The following is a 24,742-nucleotide window of genomic DNA, read 5'->3' on the forward strand; positions in this document are numbered from 1 at the left end:
ATCTCATTGCCACATTGCCACCGCGTATTCGTCAGCTCCGCTGGTATTCCGCGCCCGCTCGGTCCTTGCGCGCCCTACCTGTCAGAAACCACGTGCGAATTGCCCCCACGCCCTTGAGCTCGATCTCCCCACGCTCATCCAATGAGAATCCATCGCCAAGCCGCTCACGCACCTCGGCACTGACTTGGATCCGGCCCGGCACCGACGACGACTCCAGCCTGCTGGCCGTGTTCACCGCAGCGCCCCACAGATCGTAGATAAACTTACGCTTGCCGATCACTCCGGCCACCACCTCTCCGCTGTGGATTCCAACCCTCAATTCCAGATTCAGATCGTGGCGACGGTTGACCGCGTCGATCACCGGAAACATGTCCAACGCCATGCTCGCAATCTTCCGCGCGCCCTCGGGATCGGCAGTCGGCAGCCCGCCACAAGCCATGTACGCATCCCCGATCGTTTTGATTTTCTCCACCCCATGCGCGTCGGCCAATTCGTCGAAGCCGCTGAAGATCTCATTCAAAACCGGAACCAAGCGGGCTGCGTTCATCTGCCCCGCCAGATCGGTAAACCCCACCAAGTCTGCAAACAAAATCGCCACGTCCTCGTGACGTTCGGCAATCACGGAGTCCCCCGCCTTCAGCCGATCCGCCACCTTCTCGGGCAAGATGTTGCGCAACAACGCATCCGACTTGGCGCGTTCCTCGCGGATCTTGCGCTCCCTGGCCTCAATTCTCCGCTCATACCGCGCGCTCACCCGCCGCGCCGCCACCGATGCCGGAATTGCGATGACGAATGCCAACACAGCACCAACCCCGAAAAACATCGCCCGCGTCGCGTCCATGTTCGCCTGAATCCGGTCCGTGTCCGACGCCGACACCACAACCCACGGCTGCCCGATGACGAATTGGACCATGATCACGTCATTCACATCGTCGGAGACCAAGGCTCCAAAACCAGTCGAATCGACAATATCGTCCCACGTTTCAATCTCCTTCATCGGCATCGGCTTGCCCTTCCGATCCTGCAAGGCATAGCGTGAAATATCCCCCTGCAGCACAAACCCGACAAAGCTCTCGTCTGGATGACACACCACCGTCGATGTGTTGCGGTCAACCACCGCACTGAACCCATTGGCGTCCTTGGCAGCTGTGACAATCCACTGCAATTCCACCAACACGTCCTTCGGGTCGCGTCCATCACTCAACTGCCTCTCGGCAAACCGGGAAAGCGCCCGCGCCCGATGCTCAAGCCGCTGGTGCACCAACGCATGGTATTGCCGCTCATAGCGCTTGAGCATCATCGGGATCACCACCAGCGCCACACCGCCAATCACCACCACGATGGCCACAAACGTCCAGATCGCGAGCGCATACTTGGAGTAGATGGCCCGCGCTTTGGTCATAGTTGCATCAGCTATCGGTTAATCATTTCCGTTCTCTACACGCGGCCCTCGTAAAAGCTCGGCCAACCATCGATCCGCAGTCTCTGCGGCCTCGGCACTCATGAACAAATCATTGTGTCCTACACCCTCTACGATCACGTGGGTCACATTGGTCAGCGATTCTGCCAAGACCTTGGAGTGCGCCACAGGGATAATGGTATCCTCCGCGCCGTGTAGAATACGCACCTCCCCTTGGTAGTCCTCAAGGGCCTTCATGTTGTTGATTTTGTTGCGGATCAAAAATCCTGGAACCCCCATGCGTTTTGCTACCGCCGCCACCGAGTCGAAGGGCGCACAAAGCACCAACGCGTCGACCTCCCGTTCATCCGCGACCAAACACACCATCCCCGAACCGATTGAGAATCCAAATCCAACCACCCGCGGAGGTTGTCCACCCACCTGAGCCTGCGCCCAGTCATACGCCTTGCTCCCTGCATCCCGCATCCCGGCGGCAGTCGGCTTCCCCTCGCCCGCTGCATAGCCCGGCAAGCCGACAATCAACACATCCGCGCCATCACGAGCCAGCGTGCGCGCCGCAGGCAAATGGTCATCCAAAATCTCTCCATTCCCGTGACTGATGACCAATAACGGTGGCTGCGGATCACGCACCCGATGACGTATCAGCCACGCCTCGGCGGTCGCGCCATTGGCCACTTCGTGCAACACACGGGTCTCGTTGGCCGCGATGTTTTCCCGATTCGCGGTTGTTGGCCGCGACGCCCCGGGAAACAACATGGATGTTTCACAAGAACTCAGGATCATCAGATAAACTCCGTACAATAGTGAAAGCCTGAACAACTGGATCATTACTTTTCTCCACCAAGGTCCTTTCCATTTCGCACCAAACAGATTCATAGCCCCATCAATATCCTGGTGCTCTCACCCGACCATCCTCACGGTCATCACGCATCCTGCGCGTGATCCGGTCAGCAACCTCGGTCACCATTTCATCCAATAACATGCGCAGATGACTCCCCCCCCGGAAGTCGGACGGCGCGATGTGCTTGACCCGCTCGGCATGAGCCGCCAGCTGGAAGCACTTGCGGAAGCTCTTTCCACTGCCGTCGTTCGGGTTGTAGACCGCAATCGCATGCCCGCCATAGCGCTTCATCAGCGTAAAACACGGTACATCGGTCGGGCCGTCGCCCACGTAGATCATGTTCTCGAACGGAACCGGCCGCTGCTCCGCGGGCATGTGATCATTCACATCGTCCCGGTGGTCGAGCATTCCCTTGTTAATCCGGAACAAATACTGGGTCTTGGTGGTGTGGCTGATCACACGGCGGGGAAAAGCAATGGCTCCATTGCTGCCCTCGGCAAACTCACATCCGAAAATTGCCTTCACTTGAGGCGCCAGACGACTGCCATCGAGCAACGCCTTCAGCCCACTGGAAACGATATAGTGCTCGACCTCCACACCGGCAATCCGATGCTGATCGGTGAGCACACCGTTGAGCTCGTCGAAAAAGCCAGGCACACCAGGCGAGAAGTGCAGCTTCGCACCAAGCTCCTCCAGATCCCGGTTGGTCGGCCGGTCGATGTCCAGATAATCGAGGATCACCTTCAGGTACGCCAGCTCGTTGTCGTACCCTTCCTCCTCAACCAAAGCATTGCACTGGAGCCAGAATTGCTTCGGATCGATCCCAAAGTGGGGAAACAACACATCGTCCTGCATGTAAAGCGGACTCAGCGTCAGGTCGTAATCGTAGACGATCGCGATTTTGTTTTGCGGTGCGGATGCCATTCACCCGCCACCATGACCAATGCGCCACAAGCGGTGCAAGCGGATAATCCCGCAGTCGCCCATATCCACCAATCTAGCGAACCGGCACCGCCTTGCGATGCGCCCGCACACTTTCAATCGGGAAATGCGGCCCCGGACATGGCCTGCGGTTATATTCCACATGGTCGTGACCGCGCACCTGATCGAGAGCAAACTCACCCAGACGACTCTCAAGCACCGCCAGCAACTCCCGCAATGCGAGCATCTGTGCCTTGGTCGGAGGGTCTTCCGAAAAATCCCCCACCAGGCAGATGTCGATCCGCGGCACCGAAGACTCACGCACTGCTCCGCCTTCCTTCCCCTCGAGCCAGCGACTGCCCACCGCAACACTACCGTCCGCCGCGCCCCGGCCATTGCCGATCACAAAGTGGTAGCCCATTCCCTCGTCAAAACCCAACACCCGCTCGTGATAGTACCTGAATGCAGCCGCACTGCCCGCGGGCTCACCCGATGAATGAATCACCACACCCCGCCAGTCAGGACGCCCATTCAATTCGATTCCCTGATCAATGAGCGTGCGCACCTCAGCCCCCAACATCTCAAAGCCGGTCACCGGCTCGCTCATATCCACCGTCGATTCAACTTGGATGGCATTCTTTTCACGCCCACCCAAGCCGGCGTCTCCATTAACCTTCACCACTTCCGGATACACGGGTGCCACCGTTGCACCACCCTGCGCCTTCTTCCCCGCATCGCCGCAAGACACAACGCCAAACAACACCAGCCCACTCCACACGGACCACCGGAGGCCGGATGCCGCTCGTTTTGCCAATGGAGTCTGTAGAAGGGAAATTTCGCTCGCTTTGATCACAATGAAGACAAACTACGCACGTTCCGGCCACGGATCAATCGCGCGCTCACACCGCTCCCAACAATGCACGAATTCAACGCAGCCGATGATTGCATTGAGCGGATTATCAGTCACACTCCCGTCGGCCTGACTCACCCCTTCCAGTCATTCTGCTGCCCATGCAAACCTCCGCAACCCCATGTCCCAGCCCAGCCCCTGCGGGATCCGGACGCCGTATCCTGGTATTAACCGCAGGTTTCGGCGAAGGGCATAATGCGGCTGCCCGTGCAATCGTTGCTGCCCTGGAAGCCGAAGCCCCGGGCTGCAAGGTCCAAATGCTCGACCCTCTCCATGAAGGACGCCCGCGCATCAACAAGCTGGTAAAAAAGCTCTACCTGCTGACCATTCACCGCACGCCGAAGCTGTGGAAGCAGATGTACACATTGTCGGATAGAACCAGCGACGTCAGTCGCGACCCATTGATGGTTTTGCGCCGACCGAAAAAGATGATCGAGCAAGCCATCCGCGACTTCCATCCGGACACCATCATCTCGACCTACCCACTTTACCCATTCATGTTGCGGCGCGCCGGCCTCTACCGCGAACACGCTGACAACCGGTTCAAACTCATCACCGTCGTCACAGATTCGGTAACCATCAACTCCGTCTGGACCAAGGGACCCGCCGACAGCTTCGTGGTGACCGACCCGCTAACCGCCAAGCACGTCGAGACGGCAGGCGTAGATCCTGCGCGGATCCATCCCTTTGGCTTCCCGGTCCATCCCAGCATTGCCGAGGCAGTGGCCACGCAATCGCCGGAACATGATGCCGCGCCGTCGCCATTCAAGATCGCACTTTTCCCTACGGGTTCGCGCACCCAGGCCTGCGCTTTGGTCGAACAACTCGCCGCCATCCCAGCCTCCATCAATTGGCGCGCCACTCTGGTCATGGGCAAACATGAACCCACGTTGCGCGAGCCTATCGAGGAGCAAATGAGGCTCTCGGGCATCTCGAACCGTGTTGACCTCCTCGGCTGGACCAACCAAGTCCCCGAAATCCTAGCCTCCCACCACCTGCTCTGTGGCAAGGCGGGCGGCGCCACCGTCCACGAAGCCCGCGCTGCAGCATGCCCTATGCTGATCCACTACGTGGTACCTGGTCAGGAAGAAGGAAACGCAATCCTTCTTGAGTCGGAAGGGGGCGGATCCTGCCTCAATGAATCAACCAAACTCAGCGACGCTATCGTTAGCCTCGCGGCAAACGACTTTGAGCTGTGGCACAAACAAAGAGCCGCATTGAAAAAAGTCGCCAAGCCGGATGCCGCGCGCAACATTGCCCGCTGGCTGGTACAATGATCAACCCACCCCATTGCTTTATGGAAAAGACCATCCTCTTTGATATCGGTAACGTTTTGCTCTTCTTCGATTTCCACCGTGCGCTCACCCGCCTGGGAATTCCGGATCCGAACAAAGACCAAGAGCTGATGGAAAAGTTCTACACCTTGCGCGACCAGGTGGAAATGGGTGGAATCGCCCCCGCTATCTTCATCGAAAAGCTCGCCGAGCTGCTCGACTTCAAAGGCACCGCAACCGAGCTCGTCGATGCCTATAGCGATATCTTCATGCCAAATGACGCGATGTGGAAAATCGTGCGTGAAACCAAGGGCAAGTGCCGCCGCATTTTGTTCTCAAACACCAGCGCGATCCACATCGACTACATCTTCGAACGCTATCCGGAATTCTCGCTCTTCGACGATGCGGTCTTCTCTTTCAAAGTCGGCGGTTCAAAGCCTGCTCCCCCAATGTACGTCGACGCCGTCGAACGTCTCAACGTCGATCCCGCCAACACATTCTACATCGACGATGTGTTGGAGAACATCGCGGAAGGCGAACGCCATGGGTTCACCACCCACCACTACCAGCCGTCCACCCACGCCGAGCTGGAATCCGAACTCGCCGAGTTCCTCGCCAAATAATCGAGAGCCAACCAGCCCTCAGCGGGTCAGGTCCCCTTGGAACAACACCTTGTAACCATTGCGTTGCAGCACGTTGATCCCAAACGGGGTGTCCTCAACATGCATCACGATGACCGTGCCCAGCCCGGGACGGTTCATCAGCGGGTAGGAGAAGAGTAGGTTCACTTCCCCTTCCAACAAGGCGGACAAACATCGCCCCAGACCGGCTGCGCCATCTGCCAACTCCACCGCTATCATTTCCAAGCTGCTGAACGGAATCCCCCGCTCGTAAAAGAGCTGCTCGACAATGTCAGGGTCGCTGACCACCACCCGCACCACTGTCGCATCCGTGGAGTCATGGAGGCTCATCCCCAACACCTGCACGTGAGCTCCTTCCAAAAGCTTCACCAAGCGCATCAACGTCCCAAGCTTGCTCGGCAAAAAGACAGAAAACTGCATCACAGGATCACCGGGCTGCTTTACAATGGGCGAACTCATAGCGAATTGATGGAGAATTCCTGACAATCTCGACCCGCCCCCACATCAGGTACGGACCAACAACGGACACACCGTACTCAAATTAGCACGATCGCGCAACCATCGAACTCACAGCCCGCATGATCCCAGATTTCCCATCGGACCGCCCGGTTTTAGCCCTCGCTCCCATGCAAGACATCACGGACCGTGCCTTCATGCGCGTGATCTCACGGCTCGGCGGGCCGGACTACTACGTCACGGAGTATTTCCGCGTGCACCGCGACTCCCATTTGGAAAAGCATATCCTCGCGGCGGTCACCGACAATCAAACGGGTCGACCACTCTTTGCTCAAATGATCGGGATGGATATCCCTGAAATGGTGCGCACCGCCCGCCAGCTCTTGGAGCTCCCTGTCGCCGGCATCGACCTCAACCTGGGCTGCCCCGCTCCTGTCGTTTGCCGCAAAGACGCCGGCGGCGGACTCCTGCGTCTGCCCGAACATACCGACCGACTCATCGGCACACTGCGCGAATCAATCAACGGTAAGTTCACCGTAAAAACCCGGATCGGGTACCATTCGGAAGAGGAATTCCCAGCCCTGCTGGAAATCTTTCGCAAACACGGTATCGACGCCCTCACCATCCACGGGCGCACCGTAACCGAACGCTATCAGTCCCCCGTTCACACCGACTGCGTGAAAGCCGCGGTAGACGCACTCGACTGCCCGGTGATCGCCAATGGCAACGTCGTCAATGCCTGCAGCGGACTGGAATACATCCAACGCACAGGGGCCGCCGGCTTGATGATAGGGCGCGGCGGGATCCGCAACCCGTGGCTTTTCGACCAACTGCGCGCCGCATTCGCAGGACGCCCGATCCCCAAACCAACCCACCGCGACCTGCGCGAGTACATCCTCGCGCTCCACGCGGAACTCGAAGCCGTCGGCCGCCCACCAACACCGGAACGCATCATCCACCGACTCAAGAAATTCCTCGTCTTCATCGCCCAAGGCCTGGATCCCGACTTCGATTACCGCATTCGACGTGTCTCCACCAAGGAGGAATTGCTGGCATGCTGTGACCTGCACCTTGATCACGACACCCCACTGCCAGACCTCCCCCCGGAGAACTCCAAGCTCTTCTGCGGATTCTCGGACCTCCTCCCGCCCAACCGAGGCTAAAGCGCTGCACGGCGATTGCGATACCGATCACGTATGCCATCGCCCACAGTCAGCTTTGCGATGATTCCACAGGGACCGCGCATGAGGTGCGCCCGTCACTCAATCGCACACCCTATGAACGGCTGGCTCGCGCCCCCGAACGAGACCTAGCAATCACACGCCACTAACGTTGCGAGAATATGTTTTAATTTCGAAACAGAGAGCACAATCCGCGTGACAATCCGAGGGGATTGCACCAAAAATCCCTCCGATGACAAACAATGATCTCGAACATCAAGTTCACGTCGCTCTCGATCAGACGCTCGCCATCGTCATGGGCGGCGGTGCTGGCACCCGACTTTTCCCTCTGACCAAAGACCGCTCGAAACCTGCGGTGCCACTCGCCGGCAAGTACCGCTTGGTGGACATTCCAATTTCCAACTGCATCAACTCGAGCGTCCGCAGCATTTACGTGCTCACCCAGTTCAACAGCGCCTCGCTGCACCGCCACATCAGCTCGGCCTATAAGTTCGACCGCTTTTCCGATTCATTCGTCGAGATCCTCGCAGCCCAGCAAACCCCGGGCAGCCAGGCCTGGTACCAGGGCACCGCGGATGCCGTGCGCCAGAACCTGCGCTATTTCACCAGCGGGCGCTACAAGTACTACCTGATCCTCAGTGGTGACCAGCTCTACAGCATGGACTTCCGCAAGATCATGCGCGAACACCTCAAGAGCCAGGCTGAACTGACAATCGCCACCCTGCCGGTCGAGCGCGAGCCGGCCAAGTCGTTCGGCATCATGCTCACCACCGACGACGGAGACATCACCCGCTTCGAGGAGAAGCCATCGGATCCAGCAATTCTCGATGAACTCAAAATGTCACCCCAGCGTTTGAAAGAGAACAACCTCCCAGAAGACAGCGAGCATTACCTCGCATCGATGGGCATCTATCTCTTCAACCGCGACGCCATGCTCGACGCGCTGGACAACGACAAGATCGACTTTGGCAAGGACGTCATTCCAACCACCATCACGCGCAAGAAAGTCTTCAGTTATATCTTCCAAGGCTACTGGGAAGACATTGGTACCATTCGTTCGTTCTTCGATGCCAACTTGGACCTCACCGAGAACGTCCCTGCCTACAACTTCTTCGATTACCTCCACCCGATCTACACCCACGCACGCTTCCTGCCGGCATCAAAGATCAACAACGCCGAAATCAACAAAGCCGTTATTTCTGATGGCTGCATCGTGACCAAAGCGAAGATCAGCCGCTGCGTGATCGGCATTCGCTCGTTCATCGACGAAGGTTCGGAAATCTCCAACACCATCATCATGGGTGCCGACCACTTCGACGATCGAGCCAAGGCCACAGAGAACAACGTGCCGGCACTCGGCATCGGCCGCGATTGTAAGATCGATCACACCATTATCGATAAGAACGCCCGCATCGGCGACCGCGTTCATATCTCACCGGAAGGCAAGCCCGAGACATTCGACGGCGAGAACTTCTTCATCCGCGACGGCATTGTCGTGATTCCAAAAGGTGCGGTGATCCCATCCGACACCTGGATCTAGGATTATTTGTCATCATCTGCGGGAGACCATCCCCACAGACACAAAAAACGCTCCCGTCGCCACATGCGCCGGGAGCGTTTTTTTATTTCAATCCATCTAGGATCTGCTTCCGAGAAGCAAATGCCTACATTCCCTTGCGCTTCAAAAGATCGGAAAGCTCGGCTTGGAACATACGCAAGTCGTCCTGCGATGGCTGATAGCCTTCGGTCTTCGGTACCAACGAAAAGCGCCCCATTTGATCGATCATCCAGGATGCCTGCTCACCGTCACTGAAGCTTACCTTACCACTGACCACAGCCCCTGGGATCACGAGTTCATCCAGGGACACCTGCACGCCTTGAGGCGCGATCACCTCGGGCTCGAGCTCCTCCTCGACCACCTCAGGCTGCGGCTCAGCCGCTTTTTTCGCCGCCTCAATATCCGCAGGTTCCAAGACCTTCAACCCAAGGTCCAATGCGAGAAAACGCGTGTCCATGTACGTCATGCGCACGCCGAACTCGGCTTCAATCCGCTTCTGCATCCCGGAGAGCCCGATACCCTCGGACGCCCAATCGGCGAGTGTCTGCTTCTGTTCGGTTGTAAGAGATTTTGAAAAGCTCATGGCGATGACGGTGGGTCACGGATCACAGTGCGTCAAGAGCGATGAACACGCGTGTCGATCGCCGTCCCTCCAATCTGTAACAGCCTCCTCGCAGTCACCATCTCCTAAGATCTACCTCAAAAAATCATACCCTTCCGGATGATCCAATAAATCCTTGGTCAACCGATAACCCACTCCATCTCCAGGCGCAGACAACTCGGAAAACAACCGCGAAACCCGACGCTTCGCATCCGCCTCCAGGAATCCTACGATACGCTGCAACTCCTCGCGCTCTCTGGACTCGATTCCGCTGCCAATCTGAGCAGCCGCACGCGAAGCAGCACAGCCGAGCACAAACAACTCGGTCGCTATGTCAACGATCCGCCCGAGCATCAACTGCTGGTCCGCAAGCTTCGGCCCGTAACGCGCCATGCCATGAAACAACGAGCGCGACAGCCTACGCGAGCTGCGGCAAATGAACCGATCCACACTGCCAAATGTCGCCCCTACCGACCCCTCGCGCGGGAGCGGCAACCACCGCGACGGGTACCACCACGCATAGTGCGCCGCTGCCTTGGCTCCGGCCATCGCACGCTGGGCCATCGGCAACTGCGAGTTCACCACCGCAGCACCAATTTTCAGATGCGGATCCAAGGCCTCACGCGCGATAAACAAACGCATGATCTCCGACGAGCCCTCAAAGATTGTGTTGATCCGAGAATCCCGGAAGAAGCGCTCAACCGCAAAGCCCGGCTCACCCCGCGCTTTCAACGAATCCGCAGTCTCATACCCTCGGCCGCCACGGATCTGCATCGTCTCATCGACAATCTCCCACGCCACTTCCGTCCCCCACATCTTCGCCATCGCAGCCTCAATTCGAATGTCCGCCTTCTTATCGCGGTCGACCAGCGCACAAACATACGAAGTCATCGCTTCGAGCGCATAAACCCGCGCCGCAATCCTTGCCACCTTATCGGCTATCGCCGCGTGTCCGCCGATCCTGCGCCCCCACTGCTCGCGCTCGCCGGTCCATCGCCGAACCTCTTTCAGACAGGCCTTCCCCATCCCGAGACAAGCCGCAGGAAGCGTCAGCCGCCCGGTGTTCAGCGTGGTCAACGCCACCCGTAACCCTTTGCCTTCCTCGTGCAGAATCGCATCACGGTGCACCTTCACATCGGTGAAGCGAACCACACCGTTGTACAATGCGCGCAGCCCCATGAAATGGCAGCGGTGCGTTACCTCCACCCCCGGAGCATCCATCTCCACGATGAATGCGGTGATCGGCCGCCTTCCCGACTTGCTTCCCTCGGGCGCCGGCGTGCATGCCATCACTACGATCACACCGGCCTTCACGCCATTAGTGCACCACAGCTTCTCGCCGTTGATGATAAAATGTTCACCATCCGGATCAGGCTCGGCCATGGTCTTCATTCCGGCGGGATCAGATCCCACTCCAGGCTCGGTCAGGGCGAATGCGGAGATTTCGCCCTCTCCGAAGCGCGGCAGATATTTCTTCTTCTGCGCTTCGGTACCAAAGGTAAGCACCGGTTGAGGGACCCCAATCGACTGATGAGCAGAAAGCAGCGCTGTCAGGTTTCCGCACCACCCGCCCAATAGCTCGGCAGCCCGCGCGTAGTTGGTCTGGCTCAGCCCGAGTCCGCCATACTCCTGCGGTACTTTGATCGCAAACGCCTTGAGCTCTGCCAATCCAGACAACACGTCATCCGGAATCTCGCCCTCACGGTCGATTGCATCCGGGTCCGTCGTCTCCAAGAACTGCTCCAACCGACGTAGAAATGCATCGCCTTCCTCCTTGTCCGCCGCATGCTGGGTCGGATAAGGCGCTACTTGCGAGAACCGCGGCGACCCGAGAAACAAAGACGCCGCAAATCCGCCGCCGCCAGCCGCCACTTCCTCCCGGGCGGCCTCCGCCGTTTCCAAAGCGGCGCGCTCGCCGGCGTTCATTTTCGATGTATCAATTACGGATCCCATAAGCCTCTCCTGGTTCACGATTTAAAGATGCACGATGTGTTCGCCATCAGTGCACAAGGTTTGAAAATCTCGCGTTCGGTGGACTCGTAAAGTTCCTGCAATTGTTCGGCTGTTTTCGCGACTCCGCGAGTGTCGCAGTGGCGCAGTGGCCCACCTAAAAATGGAGCAAACCCAGTCCCCAGCACCATCGCCAGATCGATTGACTCCGGATCCGCCACCACCTTCTCCTCAAGGCAGTACATCGCTTCGTTGCACATCAGCAACGAGAGCCGGCGCCTCAAAGCCACGTCATCGCTCATCCCACCTTCATCGGGCATCGCACGACACTGCAGAGCCTCCGGATTTACTTCCGGCGGCCGTTTGCCTCGACTCTTGCCATAAAGATAAAAGCCCGCACCGGACTTGCGCCCGAGCGCACCACGGTCCACCAGGCATTGTAAAACACGCGGCACCGAAAACCGTCCAGGCATCGCTTCCGACAAAGTCGCCGCCACATGCAGCGCCACGTCGAGCCCGACTTCATCGAGCAAGCGTAACGGCCCCATCGGCATTCCAAAATCGAGCATCGTCTCGTCGATCAAACGCGCCTCGGTGCCACGCGAGAACAAATGCCCCGCCTCGATCAGGTACGGCATCAGGATACGGTTCACCACGAACCCCGGCCGATCGGCGCACACCACCGCCACTTTTCCAATGCCCTTGATCCAATGGAACGCATCGTTCAACAAATCCGGGTCGGTATGCTCGGTATGCACCAACTCCACTAACGACATGCGGTGAACCGGGTTGAAGAAATGAATCCCGAGCACCGCATTCGGCCGTGACGTCGCCTCGGCGATCTTGGTCACGGGGAGCGCCGATGTGTTGGTCGCCAGAATGGTACCCGGCTCTGTCACGTCCGCCAATTCTTTGAAAATCGCGCACTTGAGATCCAAGCTCTCAACCGCCGCTTCGATCACCAAGTCGGCCGTGCGCATCGACTCGATCCGCAACGATGGCGTGACCCGCGCCAGCGCCGCCTCGCGCTCGGCCCGCGACAAGAGCCTGCGGTTGAATGCCTCATCCACCCGCGCATTCACAGTCCGCATTCCTGCCGCCAACGCCTCGGGTTTGACGTCGCGCATCACCGTGGGATGACCGCGCGTCGCACTCCATTGGGCAATCCCGGCACCCATGATCCCCGCACCAATCACTCCCACCCGCTCCAGCGTCTTCGCATCACGAGTAGGCTCACTGGGCATCTTCGCCTGCTTCGCCCCCTCGCGCAGGAAGAACAAATGCAACAAATTGCGGCAGGCATTGGTAGAGGCGAGATCACACAATGCCTCGCATTCAGCGGCGAGCACTTGTTCGTGGGTCATCGTCAAGCCACCAACCATCACCTCGATCACCCGCTCCACCGCGGGATAGTTGCCCCGCGTCTTCGCCTTCGTTTTGTTGGTCGCAATATTTCCTATCAACGTGCGCACACCAGGCAGGTTGGCCCGCTTGGTTCCAGACCTCTCCCGCTTCCCTCTCGCTACCAGCTTCATCGCCGCCGCATCGAGGTGCTCGCGTTCCACCGCCAGATCGACAATCCCCAGCTTGCGCGCCAGCTTCGCCGGATATTGCTTGCCTGTAGTCGCGGCTGCCAGCGCCCGGTCAATTCCAATCAACCGAGGCAAACGCATGCAACCACCCCACGCAGGTAAGATGCCCAGCTGAGTCTCAGGTAGGCCGAGCTTGGTCACCTTCGCCACCGACGCCACACGCCAATCGCACGCCAATGCCAGCTCAAGCCCTCCGCCCAAACACGCACCGTGCACCATCGCCACCGTCGGCACAGGCAGCTCCATCACGCGGTCAAACAATGCCTGACCGCGCCGGATGAACTGCTTCAAATCATCGCGATCCGTCGCCGGACCATGCACCGACTCCGCCAAGCGCTTGATGTCAGCTCCCGCCACGAAAATGCGCTCGTGCTCAGATCGGATCAATACCGCCGACAACTCACCGCGACCTTCCACCGCTGCGAGCAACTCCTCCAACTCATGGATTGTTTCCTCGTCCAGCCGGTTGGCTCCGCCGTCATCTCGCTTGAACGTGATCGTCACCACGCCATGCGCATCGATCGCGTAATGAACCGTCCGGCGTGTTGCCGCTACATCTTTGCTTTGTTCACTCATTCGCCCCCCCTTTCTCTGCCGACATCAAAACCGCCACGCCCTGGCCACCTCCGACACACAACGATGCCAGAGCCCGCTTGCCCCCTCCACGCCGCAAGGTTTGCAGCGAGGTTAAAAGAAGTCGCGCTCCCGAGGCTCCAACCGGATGACCTAACGCGATCGCCCCACCATTTGGGTTGAGTTGATCCGCCCGCACCGCCAGCCCGTCATTTTCAAGCTCTTTGAGCACCGCAAGCACCTGCACCGCAAACGCCTCGTTGATCTCCACCACATCACAGGCGTCAGGTTTCACCCCTGTCTCTTTGGCAATCTTCCGGATCGCATGCACAGGACCAAGCCCCATCCGCGCCGGATCACAGCCCGTCACCGCAAATGCATCCACCCGCCCGAGCACCGGCCAACCTTCACTCCGCGCCCTTTCCTCGGATGCCACTAACATGACCGCAGCTCCATCGGAGATCTGTGAACTATTACCTGCTGTCACTGAGCCAAAACTCCGGTCAAACACGGGACGCAACCGCCCCAGCCCTTCGACACTCGAATCCGATCTCACCCCGTTGTCCGTCGTCACCGCCTTTCCCTTCGCGGTATAAATCGGCGCAATCTCCGCGGCGAATTGTTCCGCTCCCGCAGCCGCCTTGTGATGTGACTGGTTGGCGAACTCATCCTGAGCTTCGCGGCTGATCCCATACTCTCTTGCCAACAACTCGGCAGTCTGCCCCATCCCCAATCCAGAAACCGGATCGGTCAAGCCCAACTGCAATCCGATCACCGGCGCAAAGTCCGACGGTCGGAACGCAGCCATCCGCTTCAACTTGCCCAACGCTCCCCGCTCCCGCGCCAGCGCCGCGAACTTCTTCGCCGCTTGCGCCCGGAACAACAAAGGCACGGTACTCATTGATTCCACACCACCCACCAAAAACACATCACCACAGCACGCTTGCATCCGCACCGCCGCGGAAATCACCGACTCCATACCCGAGGCACAGTTGCGCTGCACCGTGACCGCCGGACGATCCATCGGCACACCCGCACGCAGCGCCACCACTCTGGCTATGTTCGCCGCGTCAAAGGGCTGGCACACACACCCCAGAATCACTTCGTCCACCACGTCCATCCGGATTCCGGCATCCGCCATCATCGAGCGCATTGCACCCGCTGCCAGGTCCACCGCCGACACAGCAGCCAGATCGCTCCCCATCTTGCAAAATGGCGTGCGCACACCAGCCACCACCACCAATTTCTTACTCTCGTTCATGCCTCCTCCTGTTCTTCGTTGTTCTCACTTCCACCACTTGCGTCATCAAACTGGGGCCGCCGGTCAACCACCCGCTCCTCTTTCAACGCAACCCCTACGCCAAGCCGCTCGCTCAGCTCATCCATTGTCACAAAGCGCACCTCGTTCGGATGAATCTCGGTATCCTTGTCAAAGCGATCATAGACAGCCCGCTCAACAGCCGCCGATTCCTTGCCACCAGCAGTCACGCAATACACAACAATCTCATCCGTCTCCAACGGATCATCGCGATGTTTGCGTAACTCGATCTGCCACGAAGCCAGGCCACTGACATCGTCAAGCAGCACCTCCAGCGCATCGAAGTCTACCAGCGTGCCTTTCACCTTCCCGATTTGCAGGCGTTTGCGGTTGGATACACGCGAAATTGAGCCCATCAAGCGAGGGCAATTGCGTCCGCAATGCGGGCACATCGTGTACTCAATCCCGCCACTGATCAGATCGCCGGTACGATAGCGCACCACCACACTGCCGCGCGCTTGAAGCGGCGTGACCACGATCTCTCCGGGATGTCCTTCCGGCACCGGTACTCCTGACTCCGGATCCACCACCTCAACCAGAACCAAATCCGGTGACAAATGATATCCGGTACCCTCGCTCCCGGGCGCAGCCGGGCACTCGGGCCAAGCCATCTTCGCCTCGGTCATCCCGTAGGTTCCCATGATCCGTACGTCTTCAGCACCCATCGCCTCAAGCATTTCATGCAGCTTGCGGCGCATCCCCAGCGGCACCTTTTCTCCACCTAACACCACCCGCTTAATGTTGGACCAGCGCAGCCCGTTCTCAGACGCCTGGTGCAACAGATGATAAAAGAACGTCGGCATCGAGATCACCGCGTCCGGGTTCACCCGGTCCACCATCTGCAGGTTCTTATCCAATCCGATCGCTTTGCCCCCACCTGTCGATAACATGAACGTGCGAAACCCGGTGCCGGCATAGTGCGCCTGCCAAAACGCCAAATGGGGAGCATAAGGAAACAAATTTACGTGGCGGAACTCCGGGCTCGACTCGCAGATCTCCATCATCCGCGTCCCCGTCACCGACAACAGATCCAAATCCCGTCCGCTGTAGACAAATGGAACCGGCGCTCCCGAGCGGCCCGTGGTCGAAGTCATCATCACCGGACGGAACTCATGTTCCAGATGCGCCTTCGCATTGCGAGGTCCCCGCACCAAGCCACGCGCGATGGTCATGGGACGACGCGCCAGCTCGGCTGGCTCGGGTTGAAGTACAATGTCCCGTGGGTTTTCCAAATCACGCTTGCGGGTAAATGGCAGGCGTTGGAGATCCGCAAAACTCTTCAAGTTGTTGATCGTTCTCGCCGTGATCCGCTCGCGGTAATACGGGGAAAATGGCACCACCGCCTCGCGCAGATGTTTGCGTAACATCGCCATCTGGCGCTCTTCCAGCCCGATCCCGCCTAGGTTCGCCCAATCGCGGAACAACCGCAGCCCATTACCAAAAATCCGACTCATAATTCGTCCCTCTCATCGTCTTGTTTCCGAGCCGTAGCGGCAGGCTGCCACTCGGCGATCACGCGCTTTACTTCATCGATTTTGGCCTCCGCGATAGCGCGTCCATGTTCGATGTAATGCTGGTGGTTGTGGTAGTCGTGCCAATGGTTACCGGTCTCCTTCAGATGCATGCAGACATCCGCCTTTCGCGATGCCTTGTCCGCCAAGCGGATCTGCAACGCCAGCACCGAACGCGACAAGGTGTCCCCAATGTTACCGGGAGCCGCCAGGTTGGCCCACTGCCCCAGCCAACGTCCCAATTGCTCGATCCGCGACTGCTTCGCATCTGGATCACGGTCGACCATTGCCGAGGCACCCAGATCACCCACCGTTGGGATTGTGTTCACAGCCAACACGATGTCACACCCCTCGGTATGGCGCAGAATCGATACCGGCAGCGGATCCACCACCGCACCATCCACATAACGCACACCTCCATACTCGTATGGGCACATGACTCCCGGGATGGAACAACTCGCCCGCACCGCTTGCAACACCGGCCCCTGGGAAAAGACAACCCGCTCCAAGGTCTCTAGGTTCGCCGCCACCACGTACAAGGGCAGCCGCAGATCCTCAAAATGCAATGACTTCAACTCGCGCCTGAAAACATCCTCCACCTTCTGCCCCTTGAGCAGCCCCTTCACCGGAGGCAACTCCACATCCAACACCCCAAGCACTACGTCAATGGTCTTGATCCGGCGCGCCATCAACTCCATTTGCTCACTCCGATACCCTGCTGCAAACAAGGCTCCGATATAAGCCCCCATACTCGTTCCCGCCACCGCATCGATCTTCACCCCCGCCTGCTCAAGCACCGCTATCACGCCCACGTCGGCTAACCCACGCGCGCAGCCGGAAGACAAAGCCAACCCGACCTTGGGCCGGGTGCCCTCGCCACGCCCGCCACCGGATTCCCCTCCGGTACCTTCGCGCCGCATCAACCAACTGGATCCATTCGCTTGCATCGTAATAGCTCGAATACCGGGCGGCCGGAATCTCACGCGCCAACCGCCTCATAACGCACCGCCGCCTCCAGAGACCACGGCACGTCATATCCAATACGCCACCACGTCCAATCCAAGACGCACACCACACTAACACGAATGGGTTCAGCCCTCGCACCGGGACCATTTCCCACGCCCCGGCAATGCGTGGCTGCGCCGCGGGAGTCCTGCCTATCCGCTCCATTCTCCCGGCATCGTCGATGCGAGCCGCCGCATGACTCCGCCGCCCACCGGCGCTCAGTAGAGATTACTCTTCGCCGTCGACCATCAAGGTCTGCACTTCAAGCCGCCGTTGCTCAAACAAATCGGCGTCTTTGGTATTTTCCACAGGCTGCAATGGCCCGATCACCACCTCGACTTTGCTGAACGGCTTGGGGATACGGAACGCATCCCAAGTCTTGAGTTCCCAGCAATTGTCGTAACGCACGCGGAAAGGTAAAAGCGGCGCACCTGTCATCGCCGCCACCTGCACCGCACCCGGATTCAGTCGGTATTTCGGCCCACGCGGACCATCCGGCGTGACGCACAAATCGCACCCACTACGCACCAACTTCACCATCTCACGGAGCGCTGCAGCGCCGCGCTTGTTACTCGACCCACGGATTGCTCCGACACCGAACTTCCCAATCACTTGGGCCAGCACTTCACCATCGCCGCTCGGACTGGTAAGAACCGAGCCTTGCCGCGAACGCAGGTGCTTTTTGTAAACCACCGGCATCACCAGCAAGCGATTGTGCCAGAAAAGCCAGATCATAGGTCCGTGCTCGCCACCCGCCACATTGTCGGGATCCTCTACCCGGATCCTCAACGTGCTGCCGAGCAATTTGATCATGCCGGCAATCAGCGCAGGCATGGCCTTGGCGGCGACCGCGCGGCGCGCTCTTCGGATGGATTTCTTCAAACTCACGGGATGAAAGGAATGGATCGGCTGGCCTATCGTTTTTCGCGCTCGAGTACGACCACATCAGTCGTCCGAGCATCCTCGACCAACACCCGGTTCGGCTCAATGTCAATCACGCGGTAGCGCTTAGGCTCATCTGGGGTCGAGCCAAAGGTATCGCCACGCATCACCTTGAACAATGCCCCGCCCGTGCGCTCGAGGACCGCGTAAGGTTCACCGGCCGTCCCCTCCTCCCCGGCGGTGAGGTGATAGCGCTCACCTGTTTCGATGTTCTCAAAAGTCACCACTGAGGCATCGACCATCCCGCCCCCTTGGCTTGCTTCGCGTTGCACATACTTGCGCTTCACTCCGTAAACCAACAACGGCAGCCTGTCGATACAGTCTCCCTGGGCCGCCACCACCTCCCGCTGGTCGCCGTATAGCAGACGCACTGCCACCGCCCCATCCCGCGTCACGCCCGTGACCATCACCGGCATTGGCTTTTCCCGGTATTCTATCATCTGCAATGCCTCACCCAGCGCAGCATCCTCACTACTCTCCGTAACCTCGGCCACCGCCGACAGCTCACCGCTTCCCTCGGAAGTCACGACCACGCTCGAACTGCCGCCGATCACCGCACCGTCGAGCCGCTCGCCAATGCGCACGCGGTCGTGAAGCTCTGGCGTCTCTTCATAAGGCAAACGACCATCCGGTCCCACGGTCACCACTTCCCGGTGATCAACCAATGTTCCGGCCACCTCGAACCCCACGCCCTCCGGCATTCCATTCAACAATTCAGCCAGTGTCGCCAAATCCGCTACCCGCCTTGCAGCCACCTCTTGCTCGACGGCGTCCCTATGCACGTCCACCGCATAAGCTCCTGCGGTACGCCCAGTCTCAAGCTCCACTGCATAACGGTTGGCTCCATTGTCCATCAACAAACGGGCCATCTCCAAGTGCCCACGCCGTGCCGCATGCATCAAGGCGGTGCGCCCACGAGCATCGCGCGCGAGCACTGATGCCCCCCGTGCCAACAACAAATCTGCGGTCTTAACGTCGCCCAACACAGCAGAAAACAACAAAGCGTCATCCAGCATGTCGCGACTGGCCCGACGCGACAGCAGCTCGACCACCTCGCCATGTCCAGCAACCGTTGCCAATCCCAGCGCGTGGTACCCCTCCTCATCCCGTTCGTTCGGGTCACACACATCACGGGCAAGCAACACCTGCACCACATCATCCTCACCAATGGCGGCAGCCATCATCAACAGATTGCGCCCTCCATTGTCGACCAGCGACGCCCCGTCCGCCCCATGATCGATGAGAAAGGTCACCGCTCCGGCATTTCCGGCCAAGGCCGCGCTAAGCAGCGCTGTGTTCCCCTCCACATTCGTGACGTCCACCGCCATGCCAGCGTCCAAGAATGTCTGCAACGCAGCCACATCCCCAGCGGCTGCCGCACGGTGATACTCTCCCACGGAAAACGCGTAACCACGCGAAGTCAGATCGCCGATCCTCGAGTTCTCACGGTCGCCACAGCCCACAACCATCAGGCAACAACACGCGACAACCACAACTCGCCACCACGAAAAATCTAGAAAATAGGAGGTGGAAAATCGGTCGTCTCGGGGCATCGCCAAAACCCCTACCACCAATCACACCAAGAACGCAACGCCAACCCACAGCGAATCATGCCAATTGAGCCAATCTCAGGCCTCACCACCGCCCCGAATCCCACACCCCGCACAGAGCCACGCCGCCGTGACAGATCCCGCACATTCCCGCTCGTCCGTTGCATCCCGCCCCAATCAACAGTACCCGTAGCCCACTCCCACCCCACGGACCCATCATGACTGACCTCGACCACCTGATCGACCACGACCTCATCGACGCTGTGATTTTCGACTGCGATGGCACATTGGTCGATACCATGCGTGCCCATTTCGCCGCTTGGAACCACGCCCTCGCCGTCAACGGCGCCGAGTTTTCCATCGATTGGGAAACCTTCCGCCAATGGGGAGGCATCGCCGCCACCCAAGTCGTGCGCATGTTGAATGATCAACACGGCGTGATGCTCGATGCCGAATACGTCCGCGTGGCCAAGCAGTCCCACCTGGAGCACGCCCTCGTCAACACAGAGGAAATCGAAGTCATCGCCACGTTCGCTCGCAAGCTCTTCGGCAACACCCCCATCGCCGTCGCTTCCGGTGGGCATCCAGCCAACGTCAGCGCGTCACTCACCGCAGCCGGCCTGCGCCCGCTTTTCCCCGATGAACTAATCATCACTCCATTTGATGTCGAACACGGCAAGCCGGCTCCGGACATGTTCCTGCTCGCTGCCGAGCGTCTGGGCATTGCTCCGGAACGTTGCCTGGTAGTGGAAGACGGCCCTCCGGGAATCGAGGGCGCGAAAGCCGCTGGCATGCATTGGCTCTTCCTCGACGAGCACGGCACCCCGGTGGAAATGAGCGCCGGCCTCCACGCCTAGCTCGACGGGACATTGATCCCCTTTCACCTCACCACAAAAATGCGCCGGAAGGACTGACTCCTGCCGGCGCATTGCTCACATCTGTGATGAATTCACTGTGATGCGCTCGACCTAGCGCGTTGCCTCAGACGGGCATCGGTATTCGTTGGTGCTAGGTGCGATGCGGCTCACTACCACGATCGCCAGCCAGGCGAGCACAAAGCCGGGAATGATCTCGTACACCCCCGGACCACCGAGGAACGAGTCTCCCCAGCCCAGGTTGATCCAGGCAATCACAGTCACCGCTCCAGTGACCATCCCGGCCACAGCTCCAGCGCCAGACATCTTCTTCCAAGTCAGCGCCAGAATGATCATCGGACCAAAGGCCGCGCCAAACCCGGCCCATGCATTGGAAACCAGTCCGAGCACTTTCGAGTTCGGATCGCCTGCCATCAACGCGGCAACAATGCCCACCAGCAAAACGCAGATGCGACCAATCAGCACCAGCTGTTTCTGGCTCGCATCTTTGTTCATAAACAGACGGTAGAAATCCTCGGTCAGCGACGAGGACGAAACTAACAACTGACTCGAAATCGTCGACATGATCGCCGCCAACAACGCAGCGTAAAGGAAGCCTGTCACCAGCGGGTGGAACAAGAATTCCGCCAGCATGATGAAAATGGTCTCCGGATCCTCAATCGACATCCCATTGCGCTCGATGTAGGCACGACCGAAAACCCCAAGACCAACCGCTCCGAGCACTGACACCGCCATCCAGCTCATGCCAATGTTGCGCGCTGTAGCCACCGCTTTGATGGAACGCACCGCCATGAATCGCACAATGATGTGTGGCTGGCCGAAATAGCCCAATCCCCAACAGACCGCCGAAAGAAATCCTACAAAAGTCAGCCCCTCGAACATCGAAAAGAAAGTAGGATCAATCTCACTCAAACGATCGGTCGCAGCTCCCACTCCCTCTCCTTTGCCTGTGGTCAAGATGACAATCGGCATAATAATCAATGCCAACATCATAATACAACCCTGAACAAAGTCGGTGAGACTCACTGCAAGAAACCCACCCACCACTGTATAAGTTAAAACAATCGCCAGCGTAAACCACACACCAAATGCATAGTCACTCATAAAGCTCAAATTGATCAAATCCCCGAAGGCGCTGGAGAACAATTTACCACCTGCAACCAAACCTGACGCGGTGTAAACAATGAAGAATACCACCACAATCACCGCCGAGGTCATCCGCAGCGCCATCGCCTTTGTCGGGAAGCGGTTCGCTAAAAACTCAGGAATCGTTAACGCGTTGTCATAGCGCTCGGTCTGTTCGCGCAACCGCGGCGCCACCAGAATCCAGTTCACCAGAGCGCCAATGAATAGACCAATACCAATCCAGGCCTCCACCATCCCCGTCGCGTACAGCGCACCGGGTAATCCCATCAACAGCCAACCAGACATATCCGAGGCCCCGGCTGAAAGGGCCGCCACCGCCGGATGCAATCTCCGGCCACCTAACATGTATTCCTCTGAGTTCGAAGTAGACTTCTTTGCCGCGTAAAAACCAATCGCGACCATCAATCCAAAATATGCTATTAAACTAATCCAAATCCCTATATCCATGTGTGCTCTTTCTATGTTCTATGTGTTAATTATCGTCAATGAGAGGTGAGCGCCGGCACACTGACACGCGACCCATTGACAAATCAAGTGACAATTTGATCTTTTTTTTTCAGAACACAGAAGTCCACACACACAACAAAGCACACAATCGAAACCGCCAAACAACCTTAAAACAACAACACCAAACTAGAATACACAGAATTAGCCTATCGGCATCAACACATCACCCGATTCAAATACAAGTCGCGCATCTTCCCAAACCATCACTTGGTAATCACCTCCCTGCCCCAGGGCTTCCACCAAGGCATCAAAGTGCGCTCCCCCGCCCACCGCGAAAGCCGTGGCAAAAGCATCGGCTACCGCAGCTCCCTCGCGGCTGACCACGGCCACCACGCGGTTCCCATCGACCATCCGTCCTGTTAATGGATGCAACCAGGGCGCCCCCGGACGTACAGCCGACACCGCCATCCCGGCATCGGCAAACTCCACCAAACCGACCAGCCCGGGTTCGCCAGCGCCGTCCTCACCGCTCACGCCCAGCATCCACGGGCGCCCATCAGGATGCTCACCGATCGCCCGGTTTTCGCCCAACTGCAACAGCGCGGAGCGCACCCCATTACGCTGCATACTCTCAGCCACTCGGTCGGCAAGCAAACCTTGAACCAGCGCGTTGAAGCTCAGCTCGGTGTCCGGGTTGGTCACGCGCACGCTCCGCCCATCGGTTTCCACAAAACGCATATCCGCCGCACGCAAAAGCCCCGCCCGGAGGCTTCGATCGTCGCGTTGCTCCCACGCCTTGCGCAATGCCGGCTGGAACAACCCTCCCGTGCGCTCGACCAACTGCCGACTTTGCGCCAGAACACTCAAGAAGACCGGCGAGGCCGATTCCAATACCCTCGACTGATTGAGCCGACTCAGCTCGGATTGGTCGCTGTACAAACTAAAAGCCGCCTCCAACTGCTGGATCGTACGCTCTATGGTATTACCAACATCCGCAGCCCCGGAGCTGCCCGACCACTGGGCCTGCATCTCGATGCCAAACCCAATCCCGCTCCACTGCCCCCCATCGGAAGCTGCCGCCGCCCGCTCCCGCCTCCCGTGCCGGCAACCGACACCGCCCATCCCCGCAACCAACGCCAGTGCGCCCGTGCGCAGGAAGTGCCTTCGGTTCACAGCTTGAGTCATGCCTTTTGCCCATGTGCTTTGGCGCGGCGCATCGTGCGCACCTGCAACACAAGCCCCGAGCCAATCAGGCACAGCGTACACAACGCCACAAAATCATAAAAGTACGCAGACCACGGACCTAGAAAATGTCCCGCATGCAAGTCGCGCACCAACCGGGCCACCGGGATCCCACCGCCCGACCAGTTTCGGCGTAACTCATCCACTTGATCAGAGTTGCTCAACGCAGCCAACCCGACTTCGTTCGCGGGCTCGTCCATCGCGGTGAACTCAATCCAATCCTCATCGATCACAGACCATCCCTCGGCCGTCGCAACTGCCAACCGCTCGTCCGCCACACCGGCAGCCATCAACGGCGTGCCCGGCAAACTCAACTCATCCAGCCGCTCGACCACCTCGCCATCCAGGCCCACCCGCACGACCGCATCATCATAGACCAACGCAAAAGATCCACTCAATGGCACCGCTGTCACCAGATCGCCATCCCAGGGCATCGCCTGCGAATCCCAAAACACCACGCCATCCCAGACACTTAACCGATGGCCATTACCCGCAACCTCGCGCGGCTCACCCGCCGGACTCATGCCATACATCGAAAGTACCCAGGAAGCACTGACCTTGCGCTCGTTGAGCCCCCAATCCTCACTGTGGTTCAACACCACGCCAGTCAGCAACACCCACACCAACGGCAAGGCCACAATCAGCCCGAAAAACCGGTGCCCCGGCCGAGCCTTGCGCTTTTTGCGCATCGCCGGCTTGCGCCTCACCACATCACACACGGGCGAACACCCGGCTTGAAAGGAAATTTTTGGATCCTGTTCGTTGTTTGTTTCTGACATTCCGGCTCG

General features: G+C 58.8%; 21 protein-coding genes. 5 read left to right on the top strand and 16 right to left on the bottom strand.

Features of this window, described 5'->3' with window-relative positions; all coding sequences use genetic code 11:
- Positions 1-31: 31 nt before the first annotated feature.
- The 4 genes from G3M56_RS09535 to G3M56_RS09550 form a co-directional block, all read right to left on the bottom strand.
- On the bottom strand, positions 32-1,402 hold the full coding sequence (locus G3M56_RS09535) for an adenylate/guanylate cyclase domain-containing protein (protein WP_164362518.1): 1,371 nt from the start codon (positions 1,400-1,402) through the stop codon (positions 32-34).
- An 18-nt stretch (positions 1,403-1,420) separates the two neighbouring features.
- Positions 1,421-2,176 carry an alpha/beta hydrolase gene (locus G3M56_RS09540; RefSeq protein WP_235203360.1) on the bottom strand — a complete coding sequence of 252 codons (756 nt, stop codon included), beginning with the start codon at positions 2,174-2,176 and terminating at the stop codon, positions 1,421-1,423.
- A gap of 127 nt (positions 2,177-2,303) precedes the next feature.
- A complete protein-coding gene (locus tag G3M56_RS09545; protein WP_164362514.1) occupies positions 2,304-3,185 on the bottom strand; it encodes a haloacid dehalogenase-like hydrolase in 882 nt (293 codons plus the stop codon).
- A 73-nt stretch (positions 3,186-3,258) separates the two neighbouring features.
- The gene (locus G3M56_RS09550) at positions 3,259-3,996 is read right to left on the bottom strand and encodes a peptidoglycan recognition protein family protein (RefSeq protein ID WP_235203361.1); all 738 of its coding nucleotides are present in this window, start codon (positions 3,994-3,996) and stop codon (positions 3,259-3,261) included.
- Between the two features lie 197 nt (positions 3,997-4,193).
- On the opposite strand from G3M56_RS09550, the gene G3M56_RS09555 reads away from it, so the two are divergent.
- Both G3M56_RS09555 and G3M56_RS09560 read left to right on the top strand, forming a co-directional pair.
- Complete coding sequence (locus tag G3M56_RS09555) at positions 4,194-5,369, top strand: MGDG synthase family glycosyltransferase (RefSeq protein ID WP_164362512.1); 1,176 nt, start codon at positions 4,194-4,196, stop codon at positions 5,367-5,369.
- Positions 5,370-5,389: 20 nt separating this feature from the next.
- Positions 5,390-5,989 (top strand): HAD-IA family hydrolase, encoded by a 600-nt coding sequence (locus tag G3M56_RS09560; protein ID WP_164362511.1) that lies wholly within the window; start codon positions 5,390-5,392, stop codon positions 5,987-5,989.
- 18 nt (positions 5,990-6,007) lie between these two features.
- Here G3M56_RS09560 and G3M56_RS09565 read toward each other — a convergent pair whose 3' ends face one another.
- Positions 6,008-6,466 carry an acetolactate synthase gene (locus tag G3M56_RS09565; RefSeq protein WP_164362509.1) on the bottom strand — a complete coding sequence of 153 codons (459 nt, stop codon included), beginning with the start codon at positions 6,464-6,466 and terminating at the stop codon, positions 6,008-6,010.
- Positions 6,467-6,633: 167 nt separating this feature from the next.
- On the opposite strand from G3M56_RS09565, the gene G3M56_RS09570 reads away from it, so the two are divergent.
- Positions 6,634-7,626: a tRNA dihydrouridine synthase gene (locus G3M56_RS09570; protein WP_235203362.1), complete on the top strand. Its 993-nt coding sequence runs from the start codon at positions 6,634-6,636 to the stop codon at positions 7,624-7,626.
- A gap of 250 nt (positions 7,627-7,876) precedes the next feature.
- Positions 7,877-9,184 (top strand): glucose-1-phosphate adenylyltransferase, encoded by a 1,308-nt coding sequence (locus tag G3M56_RS09575; protein WP_164362504.1) that lies wholly within the window; start codon positions 7,877-7,879, stop codon positions 9,182-9,184.
- 124 nt (positions 9,185-9,308) lie between these two features.
- Here G3M56_RS09575 and G3M56_RS09580 read toward each other — a convergent pair whose 3' ends face one another.
- The 8 genes from G3M56_RS09580 to G3M56_RS09615 all read right to left on the bottom strand — a co-directional run bounded on the left by G3M56_RS09580 (position 9,309) and on the right by G3M56_RS09615 (position 20,091).
- The gene (locus G3M56_RS09580; RefSeq protein ID WP_164362502.1) at positions 9,309-9,785 is read right to left on the bottom strand and encodes a hypothetical protein; all 477 of its coding nucleotides are present in this window, start codon (positions 9,783-9,785) and stop codon (positions 9,309-9,311) included.
- Positions 9,786-9,896: 111 nt separating this feature from the next.
- Entirely contained in the window at positions 9,897-11,756 is a 1,860-nt protein-coding gene (locus G3M56_RS09585) for an acyl-CoA dehydrogenase family protein (RefSeq protein ID WP_164362500.1), read from the bottom strand.
- Positions 11,757-11,770: 14 nt separating this feature from the next.
- Positions 11,771-13,921 carry a 3-hydroxyacyl-CoA dehydrogenase NAD-binding domain-containing protein gene (locus G3M56_RS09590; protein ID WP_164362498.1) on the bottom strand — a complete coding sequence of 717 codons (2,151 nt, stop codon included), beginning with the start codon at positions 13,919-13,921 and terminating at the stop codon, positions 11,771-11,773.
- Positions 13,914-15,179 carry a thiolase family protein gene (locus tag G3M56_RS09595; RefSeq protein WP_164362496.1) on the bottom strand — a complete coding sequence of 422 codons (1,266 nt, stop codon included), beginning with the start codon at positions 15,177-15,179 and terminating at the stop codon, positions 13,914-13,916. The genes G3M56_RS09590 and G3M56_RS09595 overlap by 8 nt, the downstream gene beginning before the upstream one ends.
- Positions 15,176-16,690 (bottom strand): phenylacetate--CoA ligase family protein, encoded by a 1,515-nt coding sequence (locus G3M56_RS09600; protein WP_235203363.1) that lies wholly within the window; start codon positions 16,688-16,690, stop codon positions 15,176-15,178. Before G3M56_RS09600 ends, G3M56_RS09595 begins: the two co-directional genes overlap by 4 nt.
- Positions 16,687-17,694 (bottom strand): patatin-like phospholipase family protein, encoded by a 1,008-nt coding sequence (locus G3M56_RS09605; RefSeq protein WP_164362495.1) that lies wholly within the window; start codon positions 17,692-17,694, stop codon positions 16,687-16,689. The genes G3M56_RS09600 and G3M56_RS09605 overlap by 4 nt, the downstream gene beginning before the upstream one ends.
- Before the next feature lie 286 nt (positions 17,695-17,980).
- Positions 17,981-18,634: a lysophospholipid acyltransferase family protein gene (locus G3M56_RS09610; RefSeq protein ID WP_164362494.1), complete on the bottom strand. Its 654-nt coding sequence runs from the start codon at positions 18,632-18,634 to the stop codon at positions 17,981-17,983.
- 32 nt (positions 18,635-18,666) lie between these two features.
- Positions 18,667-20,091: an ankyrin repeat domain-containing protein gene (locus G3M56_RS09615; protein WP_164362493.1), complete on the bottom strand. Its 1,425-nt coding sequence runs from the start codon at positions 20,089-20,091 to the stop codon at positions 18,667-18,669.
- A 371-nt stretch (positions 20,092-20,462) separates the two neighbouring features.
- On the opposite strand from G3M56_RS09615, the gene G3M56_RS09620 reads away from it, so the two are divergent.
- Positions 20,463-21,101: an HAD family hydrolase gene (locus G3M56_RS09620; protein WP_164362492.1), complete on the top strand. Its 639-nt coding sequence runs from the start codon at positions 20,463-20,465 to the stop codon at positions 21,099-21,101.
- Between the two features lie 111 nt (positions 21,102-21,212).
- Here the strand turns inward: G3M56_RS09620 and putP are convergent, their stop codons facing one another.
- From putP to G3M56_RS09635, 3 genes are all read right to left on the bottom strand, one after another.
- The gene (putP, locus tag G3M56_RS09625; RefSeq protein WP_164362491.1) at positions 21,213-22,712 is read right to left on the bottom strand and encodes a sodium/proline symporter PutP; all 1,500 of its coding nucleotides are present in this window, start codon (positions 22,710-22,712) and stop codon (positions 21,213-21,215) included.
- A 201-nt stretch (positions 22,713-22,913) separates the two neighbouring features.
- Positions 22,914-23,897: an FAD:protein FMN transferase gene (locus G3M56_RS09630; RefSeq protein WP_164362490.1), complete on the bottom strand. Its 984-nt coding sequence runs from the start codon at positions 23,895-23,897 to the stop codon at positions 22,914-22,916.
- Positions 23,894-24,733 (bottom strand): PepSY-associated TM helix domain-containing protein, encoded by an 840-nt coding sequence (locus G3M56_RS09635; RefSeq protein ID WP_164362489.1) that lies wholly within the window; start codon positions 24,731-24,733, stop codon positions 23,894-23,896. Before G3M56_RS09635 ends, G3M56_RS09630 begins: the two co-directional genes overlap by 4 nt.
- Positions 24,734-24,742 lie beyond the last annotated feature (9 nt).

This window comes from Sulfuriroseicoccus oceanibius, from assembly GCF_010681825.2.
Lineage (GTDB): Bacteria > Verrucomicrobiota > Verrucomicrobiia > Verrucomicrobiales > SLCJ01 > Sulfuriroseicoccus > Sulfuriroseicoccus oceanibius.

What these genes read in the sequence shown, in the direction of transcription:
- G3M56_RS09535 (WP_164362518.1), bottom strand. Translation starts at nt 1,402, where the DNA reads ATGACCAAAGCGCGGGCCATCTACTCCAAGTATGCGCTCGCGATCTGG.
- G3M56_RS09540 (WP_235203360.1), bottom strand. Translation starts at nt 2,176, where the DNA reads ATGTTGTTTCCCGGGGCGTCGCGGCCAACAACCGCGAATCGGGAAAAC.
- G3M56_RS09545 (WP_164362514.1), bottom strand. Translation starts at nt 3,185, where the DNA reads ATGGCATCCGCACCGCAAAACAAAATCGCGATCGTCTACGATTACGAC.
- G3M56_RS09555 (WP_164362512.1), top strand. Translation starts at nt 4,194, where the DNA reads ATGCAAACCTCCGCAACCCCATGTCCCAGCCCAGCCCCTGCGGGATCC.
- G3M56_RS09560 (WP_164362511.1), top strand. Translation starts at nt 5,390, where the DNA reads ATGGAAAAGACCATCCTCTTTGATATCGGTAACGTTTTGCTCTTCTTC.
- G3M56_RS09565 (WP_164362509.1), bottom strand. Translation starts at nt 6,466, where the DNA reads ATGAGTTCGCCCATTGTAAAGCAGCCCGGTGATCCTGTGATGCAGTTT.
- G3M56_RS09570 (WP_235203362.1), top strand. Translation starts at nt 6,634, where the DNA reads ATGCAAGACATCACGGACCGTGCCTTCATGCGCGTGATCTCACGGCTC.
- G3M56_RS09575 (WP_164362504.1), top strand. Translation starts at nt 7,877, where the DNA reads ATGACAAACAATGATCTCGAACATCAAGTTCACGTCGCTCTCGATCAG.
- G3M56_RS09580 (WP_164362502.1), bottom strand. Translation starts at nt 9,785, where the DNA reads ATGAGCTTTTCAAAATCTCTTACAACCGAACAGAAGCAGACACTCGCC.
- G3M56_RS09585 (WP_164362500.1), bottom strand. Translation starts at nt 11,756, where the DNA reads ATGGGATCCGTAATTGATACATCGAAAATGAACGCCGGCGAGCGCGCC.
- G3M56_RS09590 (WP_164362498.1), bottom strand. Translation starts at nt 13,921, where the DNA reads ATGAGTGAACAAAGCAAAGATGTAGCGGCAACACGCCGGACGGTTCAT.
- G3M56_RS09595 (WP_164362496.1), bottom strand. Translation starts at nt 15,179, where the DNA reads ATGAACGAGAGTAAGAAATTGGTGGTGGTGGCTGGTGTGCGCACGCCA.
- G3M56_RS09600 (WP_235203363.1), bottom strand. Translation starts at nt 16,690, where the DNA reads ATGAGTCGGATTTTTGGTAATGGGCTGCGGTTGTTCCGCGATTGGGCG.
- G3M56_RS09605 (WP_164362495.1), bottom strand. Translation starts at nt 17,694, where the DNA reads ATGCAAGCGAATGGATCCAGTTGGTTGATGCGGCGCGAAGGTACCGGA.
- G3M56_RS09620 (WP_164362492.1), top strand. Translation starts at nt 20,463, where the DNA reads ATGACTGACCTCGACCACCTGATCGACCACGACCTCATCGACGCTGTG.
- putP (WP_164362491.1), bottom strand. Translation starts at nt 22,712, where the DNA reads ATGGATATAGGGATTTGGATTAGTTTAATAGCATATTTTGGATTGATG.
- G3M56_RS09630 (WP_164362490.1), bottom strand. Translation starts at nt 23,897, where the DNA reads ATGACTCAAGCTGTGAACCGAAGGCACTTCCTGCGCACGGGCGCACTG.
- G3M56_RS09635 (WP_164362489.1), bottom strand. Translation starts at nt 24,733, where the DNA reads ATGTCAGAAACAAACAACGAACAGGATCCAAAAATTTCCTTTCAAGCC.